Annotated in this window: 13 protein-coding genes and 1 pseudogene; 10 read left to right on the top strand and 4 right to left on the bottom strand. The window is 74.1% G+C overall.

Going from position 1 to position 14503, the window contains the following annotated elements:
• From G9H71_RS17940 to G9H71_RS17915, 6 genes are all read left to right on the top strand, one after another.
• On the top strand, positions 1-1350 hold a 1350-nt coding region (locus tag G9H71_RS17940), incomplete at its 5' end, for a glucoamylase family protein (protein ID WP_166284164.1).
• A gap of 28 nt (positions 1351-1378) precedes the next feature.
• Positions 1379-3955: an ATP-binding protein gene (locus G9H71_RS17935; protein ID WP_166284163.1), complete on the top strand. Its 2577-nt coding sequence runs from the start codon at positions 1379-1381 to the stop codon at positions 3953-3955.
• 117 nt (positions 3956-4072) lie between these two features.
• A complete protein-coding gene (locus tag G9H71_RS17930; protein WP_166284162.1) occupies positions 4073-4486 on the top strand; it encodes a hypothetical protein in 414 nt (137 codons plus the stop codon).
• Between the two features lie 48 nt (positions 4487-4534).
• Positions 4535-4945, top strand: coding sequence for a hypothetical protein (locus G9H71_RS17925; RefSeq protein ID WP_166284161.1), 411 nt, complete (start codon positions 4535-4537; stop codon positions 4943-4945).
• A 97-nt stretch (positions 4946-5042) separates the two neighbouring features.
• Positions 5043-5879 (top strand): alpha/beta hydrolase, encoded by an 837-nt coding sequence (locus G9H71_RS17920; protein ID WP_166284160.1) that lies wholly within the window; start codon positions 5043-5045, stop codon positions 5877-5879.
• A 408-nt stretch (positions 5880-6287) separates the two neighbouring features.
• The gene (locus G9H71_RS17915; protein WP_166284159.1) at positions 6288-7868 is read left to right on the top strand and encodes an alkaline phosphatase D family protein; all 1581 of its coding nucleotides are present in this window, start codon (positions 6288-6290) and stop codon (positions 7866-7868) included.
• Between the two features lie 24 nt (positions 7869-7892).
• Here G9H71_RS17915 and G9H71_RS17910 read toward each other — a convergent pair whose 3' ends face one another.
• The 3 genes from G9H71_RS17910 to G9H71_RS17900 are packed head-to-tail and all read right to left on the bottom strand — an operon-like array spanning position 7893 to position 9831.
• The gene (locus G9H71_RS17910; protein WP_166284158.1) at positions 7893-8813 is read right to left on the bottom strand and encodes a phosphotriesterase family protein; all 921 of its coding nucleotides are present in this window, start codon (positions 8811-8813) and stop codon (positions 7893-7895) included.
• Complete coding sequence (locus G9H71_RS25260) at positions 8810-9250, bottom strand: carboxymuconolactone decarboxylase family protein (RefSeq protein ID WP_331273087.1); 441 nt, start codon at positions 9248-9250, stop codon at positions 8810-8812. The genes G9H71_RS17910 and G9H71_RS25260 overlap by 4 nt, the downstream gene beginning before the upstream one ends.
• Positions 9247-9831 carry a DUF4865 family protein gene (locus G9H71_RS17900; protein ID WP_166284157.1) on the bottom strand — a complete coding sequence of 195 codons (585 nt, stop codon included), beginning with the start codon at positions 9829-9831 and terminating at the stop codon, positions 9247-9249. The genes G9H71_RS25260 and G9H71_RS17900 overlap by 4 nt, the downstream gene beginning before the upstream one ends.
• A 202-nt stretch (positions 9832-10033) precedes the next feature.
• Between G9H71_RS17900 and nirB the strand changes: the two genes are divergently transcribed.
• Genes nirB through G9H71_RS17880 form a run of 4 tightly spaced genes read left to right on the top strand, consistent with a single transcriptional unit; the run spans position 10034 to position 14068 of the window.
• The gene (gene nirB / locus G9H71_RS17895) at positions 10034-12583 is read left to right on the top strand and encodes a nitrite reductase large subunit NirB (protein WP_166284156.1); all 2550 of its coding nucleotides are present in this window, start codon (positions 10034-10036) and stop codon (positions 12581-12583) included.
• Complete coding sequence (gene nirD, locus G9H71_RS17890; protein WP_166284155.1) at positions 12580-12951, top strand: nitrite reductase small subunit NirD; 372 nt, start codon at positions 12580-12582, stop codon at positions 12949-12951. Before nirB ends, nirD begins: the two co-directional genes overlap by 4 nt.
• The gene (locus tag G9H71_RS17885; RefSeq protein ID WP_166284154.1) at positions 12948-13661 is read left to right on the top strand and encodes a sirohydrochlorin chelatase; all 714 of its coding nucleotides are present in this window, start codon (positions 12948-12950) and stop codon (positions 13659-13661) included. Before nirD ends, G9H71_RS17885 begins: the two co-directional genes overlap by 4 nt.
• Positions 13662-13708: 47 nt before the next feature.
• Positions 13709-14068 carry a helix-turn-helix transcriptional regulator gene (locus tag G9H71_RS17880; protein ID WP_166284153.1) on the top strand — a complete coding sequence of 120 codons (360 nt, stop codon included), beginning with the start codon at positions 13709-13711 and terminating at the stop codon, positions 14066-14068.
• Positions 14069-14223: 155 nt separating this feature from the next.
• Here the strand turns inward: G9H71_RS17880 and G9H71_RS17875 are convergent.
• A pseudogene (locus tag G9H71_RS17875) lies at positions 14224-14503 on the bottom strand (hypothetical protein); the annotation flags it as partial.

The raw sequence follows: 14503 nt of genomic DNA, 5'->3' as shown, positions 1-14503 counted from the left end.
GCCGACACCTGGGCGTCCTTCGTCGCCATGACCGACGAGGACACCGGCCTGCCGGCCGACTCGCTCGGCATGGACGGGACGCGCAGCGTGCAGACGTCGACGACGAACATCGGCGCGTACCTCTGGAGCACCGTCGTCGCCCGCCGGCTCCGCCTCATCAGCGAGGACGAGCTCGAGCAGCGCATCGGCCGCACGCTGACGACCCTCGAGCGGATGGAGCGGCACGCGCCGAGCGGCCAGTTCTACAACTGGTACGACATCAACACCGGCGCGAAGCTCACCGTCTGGCCGCCGAGCGGCGCGCCGCTGACGCCGATCCTGTCCTCGGTCGACAACGGCTGGCTCGCCACGGGGCTGCGCGTCGTCCGCGGCTACTCCCGCGAGCTGGCGCCGAGGGCCGGCGCGCTCTACGACAGCATGGACTTCGGGTTCTACTACCGGCCGGCCGTCAACCGCATCCTGTTCCACTACGCCCCCGACACCGGCGACGCGCCCTGCTGCTACGACACGATCGTCAGCGAGAGCCGCATCGCCAGCTATATCGGCATCGCCAACGGCCAGCTGCCCCAGCGGCACTACTTCGGCGCCTGGCGCACGTTCCCCGACAGCTGCGACTGGTCCTGGCAGGAGACCCGCCCGGTCGGGTTCACCCGCACCTACTTCGGCGTCTCCGTGTTCGAGGGCTCCTACCCGTACGCCGGGATGCGCGTCGTGCCCGGCTGGGGCGGCAGCGCGTTCGAGGCGCTGATGCCCGCGCTCTTCGTGCCCGAGGAGAAGTGGGGCCGCAAGAGCTGGGGGCGCAACCACCCGAACACCGTGCAGGCGCAGATCCACCACGGCATGACCGAAGCGCAGTACGGCTATTGGGGGTTCTCGCCGGCCAACAACCCGCACGGCGGCTACCGCGAGTACGGCGTCGACGCGGTCGGTCTCAACCCCGACGGCTACACCTCGAACAACGACAACACCCGCGTGGACAACGGTTTCTCCGGCTGCCCGAACCGCACGACGACCTCCAACCCTCCGCCTCCGGCGTACACCCACGGCGTCGTGACACCGCACGCCGCGTTCCTGGGCCTGCGCTGGGACCGCGAGGCGGTGCTGGACAACCTGCAGCGGCTGCGCGAGGACTTCGACGTCTACTCCGACTGGGGCTTCGCCGACTCCGTCGACGTGCAGGACGGGACGGTGTCGCAGTTCTACCTGTCCCTGGACCAGGGCATCATCATGGCCGCGCTCGGCAACGAGCTCGCCAACGACGTGCTGCGCCGCGCCTTCAGCGGGCCGGACCTGACCGACCTCGTCCGCCCGGTCATCGCCGTCGAGGAGTTCAGCGCCACCGAGCCGTAGGCAGCACGCCGGCCGCCGGGGGCAGCGCATGGAGCTCTGGGAGCGCGCGCCGGCCCTCGACCGTCTCGACGAGCTGCTCGCCGCGAGCGCGACGTCGGGCCGGGTGGGGCTGGTCGCGGGGGAGGCGGGGCTCGGCAAGTCGGCGCTGGTCGCCGAGTTCGCGCGCCGGTGCGGTGACCGGGCGCGCGTGCTGTGGGGCGCCTGCGACCCGCTCGTGACGCCGCGGGCGCTGGGCCCGCTGCACGACATCGCCCGGCAGACGGGCGGCGAGCTGGTCGCCGAGCTCGCCCGCGGCGCGGACCAGGACCGGCTGTTCTCGGCCTTCCTCGACGAGCTCGCCCGCCCGCTGCCGGTGCCGCCGCTCGTCGTGGTCGAGGACGTGCACTGGGCGGACGGGGCGACGCTGGACTGGCTGGCCTTCCTCGGCCGGCGCATCGCCCGCACGACGGCCCTGCTGCTCGTGACGTACCGCGACGACGAGCTCGGCGCCGACCACCCGCTGCGGGGCGTGCTCGCGGCGCTTCCCAGCACGGCCGTACGCCGCATCCCGCTCGCGCCGCTGTCCGCCGCGTGCGTGACCGCAGCTGCCGGCCGGGCCGGACGGGACCCGGGGCTGGTGCAGCGGCTGGCCGGCGGCAACCCGCTCCTCGTGACCGAGCTGCTCGAGGCCGGCGAGGACGTGGTGCCCGGGGCGGTCGCGGACCTGGTGCTGGCCCGGCTGCGCGGGCTGCCGGGGCCGGCGCGCGACCTCGCCCAGCTCGTGTCCGTGCTGCCGACCCGGGCGGACTTCGCGCTCGTCGCGGACGCGCAGGAGCTCGTCGACGAGTGCATCGACGCCGGCGTCCTCGTCGAGCGGGCGGACGGCGTGTCCTACCGGCACGAGCTGCTGCGCGCCGCGGTCGAGGAGTCTCTGTCGCCCGGGCGGCGGCGGGCGCTGCACCGGCGCGCGCTGGCCCTGCTGAGCGCCCTGCCGGAGGTGGACCCGGGGCGGCTGATGCACCACGCGGCGCTGTCCGGCGACACGGCGGCGGTCCTGCGCCACGGGCCGGTTGCCGCTGCGGACGCCGCGCGGCAGGGTGCGCACCGGGAGGCGGCTGCGCACTACCGCGCGGTGGTCGACGCATCGCCGGCGCTGCCCGACGCCGAGCGGGCCGAGCTGCTCGAGCGCTACGCGGCCGAGGCCTACCTCGCCGGGCTGCACGAGGACGCTCTCGAGGGCCGGGAGGCGGCCTTGAGCGCGCGCGAGCGCGCCGGCGAGCCCGCGCTCGTGGGCGAGAACCTGCGCTGGGTGTCCCGGCTGGCCTGGTGGACCGGGCACGCGGTCCGGGCGCGGGCGGCGGGCGCGCGGGCCGTCGTGGTGCTCGAGGAGCTGCCGCCCAGCCGTGAGCTCGCCATGGCCTACAGCAACCGCTCGCAGCTGCACCTGCTCGCCGACGAGCTCGACGAGGCGGTGCACTGGGGGGAGCGGGCCAGCGAGCTCGCCGACCGGCTGGGTGACGTGGAGACCGCCGTCCACGCGACGGTGAACGTCAACACCGCGCGGCTGGCCGACGGCGACCTCGGCGCGCGTGACGCCCTGCTCGCCGCCCACCGCCGCGCGGCTGCGGCTGGGCTCGCCGAGCACGCGGCGCGTGCGCTGGTGAACCTCGCGGGCGTCGTCACTCAGGAGCTGGCCGAGTTCGCGACCGCATCGCCGATCGCCGACAGCGCGCTGGCGTACGCCCGCGCCCACGAGCTCGACCCGTACGTGCTCTGGATGCTCGGCCTCCGCATCGAGCGCGGGGACTGGAGCGGGGCGCTCGCCGACGCTTCCGAGGCGCTGGCCCGCCCCGGGCTGCTCGGGGTCAACGCCGTGCTGCCGCTGATGGTGCGCGGGCGCATCCTCGCCGCGCGTGGTGACCCGCGCGCGTCCGACGTCCTCGACGAGGCCGCCCGCGAGGCGGCCCGGGTCGGCGACGCGCAGTGGGTCGCGCCCGTCGCCGAGGCTCGCTCCGAGCACTTCCTGTGGCGCGGCGAGGAGGAGCGCGCCCGCGCAGAGGCCGCGCACGGGCTGCAGCTGGCCCGGTCGGTGAAGGAGCAGCCGTTCGTCGTCGGGCGTCTCGCCTACTGCCTGTGGCGGGCCGGCGGCACGGGCCCCGTCCCGGCGAGCGCGGCCGAGCCGTACCAGCGCATGATCCGCGGGGAGTGGCGGGCGGCGGCCGACGACTGGGCCGGACGCGGCGCTGTCTACCTGCAGGCCCAGGCCCTCGCGCTGGGCGACGACTCTGCGGTCCGGCAGGCGCTGCAGATCCTGGAGGGCCTCGGCGCCGAGCAAGCGGTGCGCCACGTGCGGGAGCAGGTACGCCGCCGCGGCATGGCGGTCCCGCGCGGCCGGCGCGCCACGACGGCCGCGAACGCCGCCGGGCTCACGCCGCGCCAGGCCGACGTCCTGGCCCTGCTGGCCGACGGGCTGTCGAACGCCGAGATCGCCGACCGGCTGACCCTGTCCGCCAAGACCGTCGACCATCACGTGTCGGCCGTGCTGGCCAAGCTCGGCGTCACCAGCCGGGGCCAGGCGGCAGCCCTCGCCCGGGAACTGGGGGTACGCCCCCCGAGCCAAAGATAGGGAGTTCTCCCGAGGCACCCGGGGGCGCTCGCTCCTACCTTCGAGACATCGACAGAGCACCGCGGCCGAAACGCGGTTCGTGCTTCGACTTCTCTTCCGAACCCTTGGAGCTCAGACATGCGCATCCGCACCGGCCTGGCCGTCGCCGCCCTGGCCACCGCCCTGTCCGCACCGGCCGTGCTCGTCGCGGCGTCGCCGGCGTCGGCCGCCCCTTCCTCCGCCTCGCTCGCGATCCTGCCGAGCGCCTACGCCGACCACCACCGCGTCCTCGTCAGCGGCCACTTCGACGGCTCGTCGAGCTACTCGCTCGTCACGTTCTCGCTGAAGGGCGACGACGGCTGGGCCACGCCCGACCTCGGCTTCACCCGCAACGTCGTCGCCGTGGACGGGGACTTCTCCTACGAGGCGCTCGTCCACCGGTCCGTCCTCGACGAGGACTACGGCGTCCTCAACACGGACGAGGTCTTCGCCCGGGTCACCTCTCCCGGCGACTCGTCGCTGCGCACCAACACCGTCCTCGGCAAGTTCTGACCGCCTTCACCACTTGCAGGCAGACCCACAACCCCAGGAGAACATCCCATGCGCATCCGCAAGAGCCTCACCGCCCTCGCCCTCACCGCGGCCATCGCCGCCCCGGCCGCCCTCGCGACCGCCGCCCCCGCGTCGGCGATCGACTCGTACGCCGCCATCCGCGTGCAGGCCAGCAGCACGAGCCCGGGCTACTACGACGTCATCGTCTACGGCTACGTCAACAACGCGCCGCCCTACTCCTACGTCACGATGTCGCTGAAGGGCGACGATCCGTGGTCCGACGACGACCTGGGCGTCCGCGGCTACACGCAGTCGGAGTACGGCCACTTCTCGATCAAGGTGACCGTCCCGAAGCCCACCCTCAACGAGGACTGGGAGGGCTGCGACGAGGTCTACGCCAGCGTCTCGTCGTCGACCGGATGGAAGAAGAACACGCCCAACCACACCGGCTGCTACTGACGGCGCGCCGAGGCCGGGGGCACCGTCCGTCCCCGGCCCGGCCCTCTATCGTCGGCAGCAGCATCGGGAGCGGCATCGGTTCGGGAGAGGCGGGCGCATGACCACCACCGGAGTCGCAGCAGGCGTCCCCTACGTCGCCGTCCCGCCGTCCACCCCGCGCCCGGACGCGCCCGTCGTGCTGGTGTGGCACCTGCTCGACTCCCCGCGCACCGAACGCGCGATGGCGGCCGCCCTGCCGCTGGCCGACCTCGACGCCTGGCGGGTCTACCTCGGCCTGCCGCTCAGCGGCTCGCGCCTGCCCGAGGGCGGGCTCGACGCGCTCTTCGCCCGCGCCATGGAAGACGTCGTCCGCAACGCGCACCGGCCGATCGCGCTCGGCGCGGTCGAGGAGCTCCCGGCCTCGTACGCCGCCCTGCGCGAGCAGCTCGGGCTCGGCACCGGCCCGGTCGCGCTCGTCGGCGGCTCGCTCGGCGCGGCGGTGGCGCAGCTCGTCCTGCTCGAGGCGGCCCGGCCGCTGGGGCTCGACATCGTGGCCGCGGTGCTCGTGAGCCCGGTCGTGCAGCTGCGTGAGGTGCTCGCCGCCATCGGCCGCGAGCTCGGCGAGTACGTCCTCGACGACGACACCGCCGGGTTCGCCGACCGGCTCGACTTCGTGGCCCGCGCGGGGGAGTTCCCTGCCGCGGGTCAGCCGGCGGTCCGCATCGTCGTCGGCTCCGAGGACGACCTCGAGGGCTTCCTCGCGCCCGCCCAGCGGCTGCGCGACGAGCTCGCCGTGCGCTATGAGGACCCCGACCGGCTCGACCTCGTGACCGTCGCGGGCATGGGCCACGGCTTCGCGGAGGAGCCCGGCCTGGAGCCCGCTCCCCAGACCGAGTGCGCTGAGGTCGTGGACGGGCTGGCGGTCGCGTGGCTGGCACGGTTCCTGGACAGCTAGGCGGCTCATGTTCCTCCGGTCAGCCGCCGCTCCTTGAGATAGAGCTCCGCCATCCGATCGGCGAGGATGTCCAACGTGTCGATGAAGCGTTTCGCCGACCGCTGCTTGCGTCTCTGAGAGCTGAAGAGGATGGACAGCTCAGTGGGGCGAGCACCCAACTGCCCGCAAGTCCGACGTCTGCTTCGGCTTCGCCGATCGGGGCCTGCGCAAGAGCAGTCGCTCGCTCGACCTCACCGGAAGGGGAGGTGAAGTAGCTCGGCGAGAGAGCCGAGATGGTCCGTGACCCGTGGCTCCGTGCCCGACCGCGAATGCCTGCCCCCGTGATGCACGCGCTCGTCGGGTGGCCGTCGCCCACCGGTCAGCTACCGGCAATCCTCGCGACGCCCGACGCCGCTTGGCTGACGGCTCGTGACCAACCCCTCCGTCTCGCGTCGTTCCTTCCTCCTCGGCGGCGCGGCCGCCGGCGCCGGTGTCGCCGCGGGCGGGCTGCTCCTGCCCGGGACCGCGCTGGCCGTCCCCAAGGTCCGGCCCGGCCGCATCGCGTACCCGTTCACCCTCGGCGTCGCCTCCGGAGACCCGTACCCCGACGGGGTCGTCCTCTGGACCCGGCTGGCCGTCGACCCGCTGGCCCTCGACGGCTTCGGCGGCCTGACCGCCGACAAGCACAAGGTCGAGTTCCAGGTCGCCGAGGACGAGCGCTTCACCCGGCTGGTGCGCTTCGGGACCAAGCACGCGCGCCGCGACGAGGGCTACGCGATCCACGTCGAGCTCACCGGGCTGCCGTCCGGTGCCGAGTACTTCTACCGGTTCCGCGTCGACGAGCACATCTCGCCGGTCGGGCGCACGCGCACGGCCCCGGCCACGGGTGCCGCCGTCGCCGCGTTGACGATGGCGTTCGCGTCCTGCTCGAACTACTCCGACGGCTACTTCACGGCCTACCGGCACCTGGCGGACGAGGACCCGGACGTGGTCCTGCACCTCGGCGACTACATCTACGAGGGTGCCGGGGCCGGCTTCCGGCCGCACAGCGGCGGCCGCGAGATCTTCACGCTCGGGGACTACCGGGCGCGTTACGCGCAGTACAAGAGCGACCTGGACCTGCAGGCGGCGCACGCCGCGGCGCCCTGGATCGCGGTGCCGGACGACCACGAGGTCGAGAACAACTACGCCGACGAGATCCCGGACGTGGACCCGCCGGGCCCGACGTTCCTGCAGCGCCGGGCGTGGGCGTACCAGGCGTACTACGAGAACATGCCGTTCCGCCGCGCCTCCACGCCGACCGGCCCCGACATCCAGCTGTTCCGGCGGCTCGGATGGGGCGACCTGGCGACCTTCCACATGCTCGACACCCGCCAGTTCCGCAACGACCAGGCGTGCGGGGACGGCAACCGGGCGGGATGCGCCGAGGCCGCGGACCCCAACCGCTCCATCACCGGGGCGAAGCAGGAGCGTTGGCTGGTCGACGGCCTGCACCGCACGCAGACGACGTGGGACCTGCTCGGGCAGCAGGTGTTCTTCTCGCTGCGCGACCAGACGAACGGTGCGATCGAGTCCTTCAGCATGGACTCCTGGGACGGGTACGTCGCCTCCCGCCAGCGCATCATGCGCGGCTTCGGCGGCGCCGGCGCCGCAAACCCGGTCGTGCTCACGGGCGACGTGCACGCGAACTACGCCTGCGACATGAAGGCCGACTTCCGGGACCCGTCGTCGCGGACCGTGGGGGTGGAGCTCGTGACCACGTCGATCACGTCGGGGGGCAACGGCTCCGACCTCAGCGCCGGCAACCGGACGGCGCTCGCGGAGAACCCGCACATCCGCTTCGCCAACGCCCAGCGTGGCTACGTCCTGACCCGCATCGACCGGACGCAGCTGCGGGCGGACTACCGCGTGGTGCAGCAGGTACGTACGCAGGGCGCTCCCATCACCACGCGCGCCTCGTTCGTGGTCGAGGCCGGGAACCCGGCGCTGCAGGCCGTCTCGGGCCTCTGAGCCCGGCAGCCCGCGTCCGGGGTGTCACGGCCAGCAGGCGGCGAACGCCCGGGCGGGGTTCTCGACGAACACCGCCCGGGCGACCGGCTCGTCGTGCGCCCGAGCGATCTGCGGTCGGATGGTCCGCAGCAGGTGTGCAGGCCCGGGGCCGTCGGCCCGGGACCGCGCTGCGGCGGACGTGGTGTCGCCACCGAGCAGGATCTGTGCCGCGTGCCCCGCGTCCACGAGCGCACGCAGGACCGCCGGTAGCTGCCAGTCGGTGGCGGCGTTCGCTCGGGAGGGGCCGTCGAGCGAGAGGAAGGCCCCCGACCGCGCCACCTCCACGATCGAGGCGATGTCCGGCCTCCTGCCCAGGTGCCCCAGGACGACGCGTCGGGCCGGTACGCCGTGCCGGCCGCAGAGGACGTCGAGCACGTCGGCGGCCGCGGTGCCCGCCTCCGGGTGGACCGCGATCGGGGCGTCCGACGCGTGGTGGGCATCTGCTGCCGCGGCGAGGACGACGCGGGCGTGCTCGTCGACCTGGTGGAACGCGCCGGCGACCTTGATCAGCCCGGCACGCACGCCGGTCTCCGCGATCCCGACCGTGAGCTCGCGGACGAACAGCTCGGCCAGCCCGTCCAGGGCCTGCGCCAGCCGCTGCGGCAGATAATGGGCGGCCCGGTGCAGCCCCGTGGCGGCCACGACATGCACGCCGGAGGCCGTCGACAGAGAGCGCAGGTGGTCGGCGCCCCTTCCCAGGCCTGCGGGTGTCCACTGCACGAGCGAGTGCCCGCCCGCCGCGCGCCAGCTGTCCAGCTCACGCTGCGCCGCGCGTACGTCAGTGAGCTCCTGCCCGGGAAGCAGGGGGGTCCGCAGGAAGAGGTGGTCGTGCGCGTCGCACACGCCGAGCTCGGAGGGCGCGAGGTCTCCGGTGACGGTGCGCACGGCTCCCGCCCCCATGCTCATGACGCTTCGCCGGTCCCGTTCCCGGTCCCGGTGCCGGTGGCGGCCGAGCGCAGTGCCGCGAGCGCGCGCGGCGTCCCGACGTACGGCGCAAGGTGGACGAAGACCTCCACCACCTCCTCGCGCGACAGCCCGAGCCGCAGCGCGGTCCGGACGTGCCCGACGAGCTGGGGCTCGACCGAGCCGAGCGCCGCGAGAGCAGCCAGGGTCGCGATCTGGCGCTCGCGCAGGGACAGCACGCCGCGCTGATAGGTACCACCGAACAAGCTCGTGATCATCCAGTCGGCGAAACCGGGAGCCAGTGCTTCGAGCCCCGGGACCGTCGCGTCGTACGTCGCGCGGTCCTGCATCACGGCGAGCAGCTCCTGGCCCGCTGTGCGGTCCAGCCTCGCGGGAGCCAGCTCGTCACCGAGCCGTTCGGGCTGCTGGCGGCCGGTCACTCCGGCCTCCCGTGCACGAGGCCGGCGAGGTGGGGCGTCGAGGTGTGGAGCACCTGGTAGCGGTCGCCCTGGGCCGGGGGTGGCTCCTGCGCCCACAGGGTGAACTCGAGCAGCTCCCACCCGGCTGGGTCCACCACGACGGCCGCGCTGTGCACCCCCGGAGCGGCGGCCGTCGTCGTCAGGCGGGCTCTCGCCTCCTCGACGAGCTCGGGCAGCGGCCGGTCCGTCGGTATCACGCGGCTGGCCCGGGTGGCGGCCGTTGCAGGGATGTCGCGGTCCGGGCCGAGCTCGAAGCCGAGCCCGCGCCAGTGCCTCACCACCGGCCGGCCGAAGTCGCTGACGATCCCGGAGAAGGCGGGCCCGAAGAGGAACTCGTCCATTCCCGCCGGGTCGGCCCACAGGTAGAACGGCGCGTACTCGTTGACGGGTGATCCGGCGACCCCCTTCTCGCGGATGGCGTACGCCTTCACGCCGAGCCCGGGAAACGCGTCCGTGCGGTGGCCGCGCTCGGCGACGCGGCGCCTGATCACGCCCATGTCGTAGTCCGCCGGCAGCGGGATCTCGTACTGCATCGCGTGCACGGTCCTGTTCCCTTCCTCGGTCTGGTGAGGGCACCGTACATACCAGTAGGTACAGCAGCAACCGGCTTTTCGCTGGCCCTGGTCGGCGTCCGCTTCCGCCGGGCGCCCTCACCCGGCACCCCGCACCAGAATGAGAACCACGTTGCACCGGTGAAACACGTCCGAGACCGGCGCGCAAACGCCCGCCCACACCCTCGACGGCATGTCCACTTCCTCCGCGCCGCAGCCGCACGGCGCACCCGCGCACCTCGTCGTCGTCGGCAACGGGATGGTCGGCCAGCGGCTGGTCGAGTCCCTGCGGGCGCGGGACGAGTCCGGGCGCTGGCGCGTGACCGTGCTCTGCGAGGAGCCGCGGCCGGCGTACGACCGGGTGGCGCTCTCCTCCTGGTTCACCGGGGCCAGCGAGGCCGATCTCTGCCTCGTGCCCGAGGGGTTCTACGACGGCGACCCGCTGCTCGACCTGCGCGTCGGGGAGTCGGCGGTGGCCGTCGACCGCGCGGCGCGCACGGTCACCACCTCGACCGGGGCGGTCGTCGCGTACGACGCGCTGGTCCTCGCGACCGGGTCCTACGCGTTCGTCCCGCCGATCGAGGGCAAGGACCTGCCGGGCGCCTTCGTCTACCGCACCATCGCCGACCTCGAGGAAATGAGGGCCCACGCCGCCGGCCGCCGGGTCGGCGCCGTCGTGGGCGGCGGCCTGCTCGGGCTGGAGGCGGCCAACGCGCTGCTCGGGCTCGGCCTGGAGACGCACGTCGTCGAGTTCGCCCCGCGGCTCATGGCGGTGCAGGTCGACGAGGGCGGCGGCGCGGTGCTGCGGCGACACATCGAGCGGCTCGGCATCACGGTGCACGCCGGCACGGCGACCGCGGCGCTTCGCCCGGGCGGCGACGGCTCGGTGGCGCGGATGGAGTTCGCCGACGGGAACGGCATCGACACCGACCTGGTGGTCTTCGCGGCCGGCGTGCGCGCCCGCGACGAGCTGGCCCGCTCGAGCGGCCTCACCGTCGGCCCGCGGGGTGGCGTCGTGGTCGACAGCGCCTGCCGCACCGAGGACCCGCGGGTCTTCGCGATCGGCGAGTGCGCCTGCATCGACGGCGGCGTCTACGGCCTCGTCGCGCCCGGCTATGCCATGGCCGAGGTCGTGGCCGACCGGCTGCTCGACGGGGCGTCGGAGTTCCCCGGCGCGGACCTCTCGACCAAGCTCAAGCTGCTCGGCGTGGACGTGGCCAGCTTCGGCGACGCGCACGCCGCGAGCCCGGGCGCGCTGGAGGTGGTCTACACCGACCAGGTCGCCGGGACGTACAAGAAGCTCGTCCTGAGCGACGACGCGCAGACGCTGCTCGGCGGCGTGCTCGTGGGGGACGCGTCGGCGTACCCCGCCCTGCGCGGCCTCGTCGGCGGCCCGCTGCCCGGAACGCCCGAGGAGGTGCTGGTCGGCACGGCCGAGCTCGCCGGGCCGACGGGCAACGCGGTCGTCTGCTCCTGCGCGGGCGTGACCGCGGGCGAGATCACGACGGCGATCTGCGAAGGCGGATGCGCCGATGTGCCTTCCCTGAAGTCCTGTACGCGCGCCGGCACCGGCTGCGGGAGCTGCGTCCCGCTGCTCAAGAAGATGCTGGCGGACGCGGGCGTGCAACAGAGCCGCGGGCTCTGCGAGCACTTCCCGGAGCTCAACCGCGCGGACCTGTTCGACATCGTCCGCGTCCGGCAGGTCCGTACCTTCTCCCAGCTCGTGCGCGAGCACGGCACCGGCCGAGGCTGCGACATCTGCAAGCCGGTGGTCGCGTCGATCCTGGCATCGCTGGGCAACGGCCACATCCTCGCCGGTGAGCAGGCGGCGCTGCAGGACACCAACGACCACTTCCTCGCCAACATTCAGAAGGACGGCACCTACTCGGTGGTGCCGCGCATCCCCGGTGGCGAGATCACCCCCGACAAGCTCATCGTCATCGGCGAGGTGGCGCGCGACTTCGGGCTCTACACGAAGATCACCGGCGGCCAGCGGATCGACCTCTTCGGCGCCCGCGTCGAGCAGCTCCCCGCCATCTGGCGGCGGCTGGTCGACGCGGGCTTCGAGTCCGGCCACGCGTACGGCAAGTCCTTGCGCACCGTGAAGTCCTGCGTCGGCTCGACCTGGTGCCGCTACGGCGTGCAGGACTCGGTGGGCCTCGCGATCGACCTCGAGCTGCGCTATCGCGGGCTGCGTGGGCCGCACAAGATCAAGGCCGGTGTGTCCGGGTGCGCCCGCGAGTGCGCGGAGGCACGCAGCAAGGACATCGGCATCATCGCGACGGAGAAGGGATGGAACCTCTACGTCGGTGGCAACGGCGGCTTCACCCCGCGCCATGCCGAGCTGCTGCTGTCGGACCTGACCACCGAAGAATTGGTCAGGTACGTCGACCGCTACCTCATGTACTACGTCCGCACGGCGGACCGCCTGCAGCGCACGGCGGCCTGGGTGGAGGCGCTCGACGGCGGGATCGACCACCTGCGCTCCGTCATCGTCGAGGACTCGCTCGGCATCTGCGCCGAGCTCGACGCGGCGATGGCGGCCCACGTCGACGGCTACGCCGACGAGTGGCGGGCGGCGCTCGACGACCCGGAGACGCTGCGCCGCTTCGCCTCGTTCGTCAACGCGCCCGGTGAGCCGGACCGCGACATCGTCTTCGTCGTCGAGCGCGACCAGCCCCGGCCCGCGCGGCCGGAGGAGCGCGTGCTCATCGGCGGTCCCCGACTGGAGGTACGCAAGTGACCGCACAGCTCGAAGCCCCCCACACCACCGCGGCGGTCGAGTGGCACGTGGTGTGCCCCGTCGCCCAGCTGCTGCGCGAGCGTGGGGTGGCCGCGCTCGTCCCGGGCGCCGGGCAGGTGGCCGTCTTCCGGCTCGCCGACGGCAGCGTGCGCGTCGTCGGCAACCGCGACCCGTTCAGCGGGGCCAACGTCATGTCGCGCGGCATCGTGGGCACGCGGGCCGGCTCGCCGACGGTCGCGTCGCCGATGTACAAGCAGGTCTTCGACCTCGTGACCGGCCGCTGCCTGGACGACGAGGCGGTGGCGCTGCCGACGTACGCCTCGCGCGTGCACGCGGGCATGGTCTTCGTCGCCGTCGCCGCCCGGTGAGCGCGCTCCTGGCACCTGTCCGGGCCGTCGACGTCGGCGTCCCGGCCGACTGCCCGCTGGTCGTCGCCGCGCACGGCACCGAGAACGCCGACGGGCTGCGCACGGTGCACGCGATCGCCGCCCGGGTGGCCGCCCGGGTGCCGCAGCGGGAGGTGCGCGTCGGGTTCCTCGACGTCGTCGGCCCGTCCGTGGCCGACACGCTCGCCGGCCTCGCCGAGCCGGCCGTCGTCGTCCCGCTGCTGCTCGCGCCCGGCTACCACGTCGACGTCGACCTCCCTGCCGTGGCGGCGGCGGCACCCGCGCCGACGCGCTGCACCGCGCCCGTCGGCCCCGACCGCCGGCTCGTCGTCGCGGCCCATCGGCGCCTGCAGGAGGCCGGCTGGCGGCGCGGTGACGCGGTCGTGCTCGGCGCGGCCGGGTCCTCGTCTCCGCGGTCGGCGGCGGCCACCGCGCAGGCGGTGGCGTGGATGGCCGAGCTCACCGGCAGCCCGGTCGTGGCGGCGTACGCGTCGGCGAGCGCCCCGACCCCGGCAGAGGCCGTCGCCCGGTTGCGCGCCGCCGGCGCATGCCGGGTGGCCGTGGCGACCTACCTGCTGGCCCCGGGGTTCTTCGCCGGCCGCATGCACGACGCCGGCGCGGACATCGTCAGCGCCCCGATCGGGGACGCGCCCGAGGTCGCCGCGGTGGTCCTCGACCGGCTCGCCGGCTGACGCATCGGGCCCTGCCCGGAGCAGGGGATCCGCAGCACACTGAGGGCATGTCGCTGATCGGCGAGGCGGTGAAGATCCGCCGCGAGGAGCTGGGCTGGGGCCAGGAGGAGCTGGCGCGGCGGGTCGGCGTCGGCCAGCAGACGGTGTCGCGCTGGGAGCACGGCCTGGCCGGCCCGCGGCGCGAGCACGTCGCCCGGCTCGCCGACGCCCTGGGGCTGGAGTCCCGGCACCTGCACCGGCTGGCCGGCTTCCTGCCGCCGGAGGAGGCGTCCCCGTCGACCGAGGTCGTGCACGCGGTCTATGCGAGCGTCACCGAGCTCACCGACCAAGAGCTGCTGCTGGTGCTCGACCGGGTGTGGCAGGAGTACCGCCGGCGGCAGGGGCTGACGCCGCCGGGGGTCGCGTAGCCCCCGCCCGTCCGAACGGGACGGAGCTGCGCTGGACGTGGCTCAGCCCGCTCGAGCCGCCGGCACCCGAGCAGGCCCGGGCAGTGCGCACCCGCCTCGGCGGGCTGCTCTTCGACCGGCTGCGCCAGAGCTGGGACCAGTAGCGCCCGGCCCGGCTACACGCGATCCCGCGCCGCGCGCCGGTGCGCCCGCCCGAGCCGTCGGCGCTCGGTGCGGCGCAGCGCACGCAGGTTGCGAGCGGCGAGCCGGTCGCCGGCGCGGACACCGAAGACGAACGCCGCTTCGGCCTCGAGCAGCCGGCGCTGGTCGCGCAGCAGCACGCCGAGGTTGTTGTGGGCGAGGGGCTCGCCGCGCTCGGCCGCGAGCCGCAGGACCTGCTCGGCACCGGCCTCGTCTCCGCGGTCCTCGCAGAGCAGGTTGGCCAGCGCGATCATC

The organism is Motilibacter deserti, assembly GCF_011250635.1.
GTDB lineage: Bacteria > Actinomycetota > Actinomycetes > Motilibacterales > Motilibacteraceae > Motilibacter_A > Motilibacter_A deserti.
Note: the sequence above shows the minus strand (reverse complement) of the source record. Positions and strands in the feature narration are given on the sequence as shown.

Coding starts and splice junctions, on each gene's coding strand:
- G9H71_RS17935 (WP_166284163.1), top strand. CDS start 1,379: ATGGAGCTCTGGGAGCGCGCGCCGGCCCTCGACCGTCTCGACGAGCTG.
- G9H71_RS17910 (WP_166284158.1), bottom strand. CDS start 8,813: ATGAGCATGGGGGCGGGAGCCGTGCGCACCGTCACCGGAGACCTCGCG.
- G9H71_RS17880 (WP_166284153.1), top strand. CDS start 13,709: ATGTCGCTGATCGGCGAGGCGGTGAAGATCCGCCGCGAGGAGCTGGGC.
- G9H71_RS17920 (WP_166284160.1), top strand. CDS start 5,043: ATGACCACCACCGGAGTCGCAGCAGGCGTCCCCTACGTCGCCGTCCCG.
- G9H71_RS17925 (WP_166284161.1), top strand. CDS start 4,535: ATGCGCATCCGCAAGAGCCTCACCGCCCTCGCCCTCACCGCGGCCATC.
- nirB (WP_166284156.1), top strand. CDS start 10,034: ATGTCCACTTCCTCCGCGCCGCAGCCGCACGGCGCACCCGCGCACCTC.
- G9H71_RS17930 (WP_166284162.1), top strand. CDS start 4,073: ATGCGCATCCGCACCGGCCTGGCCGTCGCCGCCCTGGCCACCGCCCTG.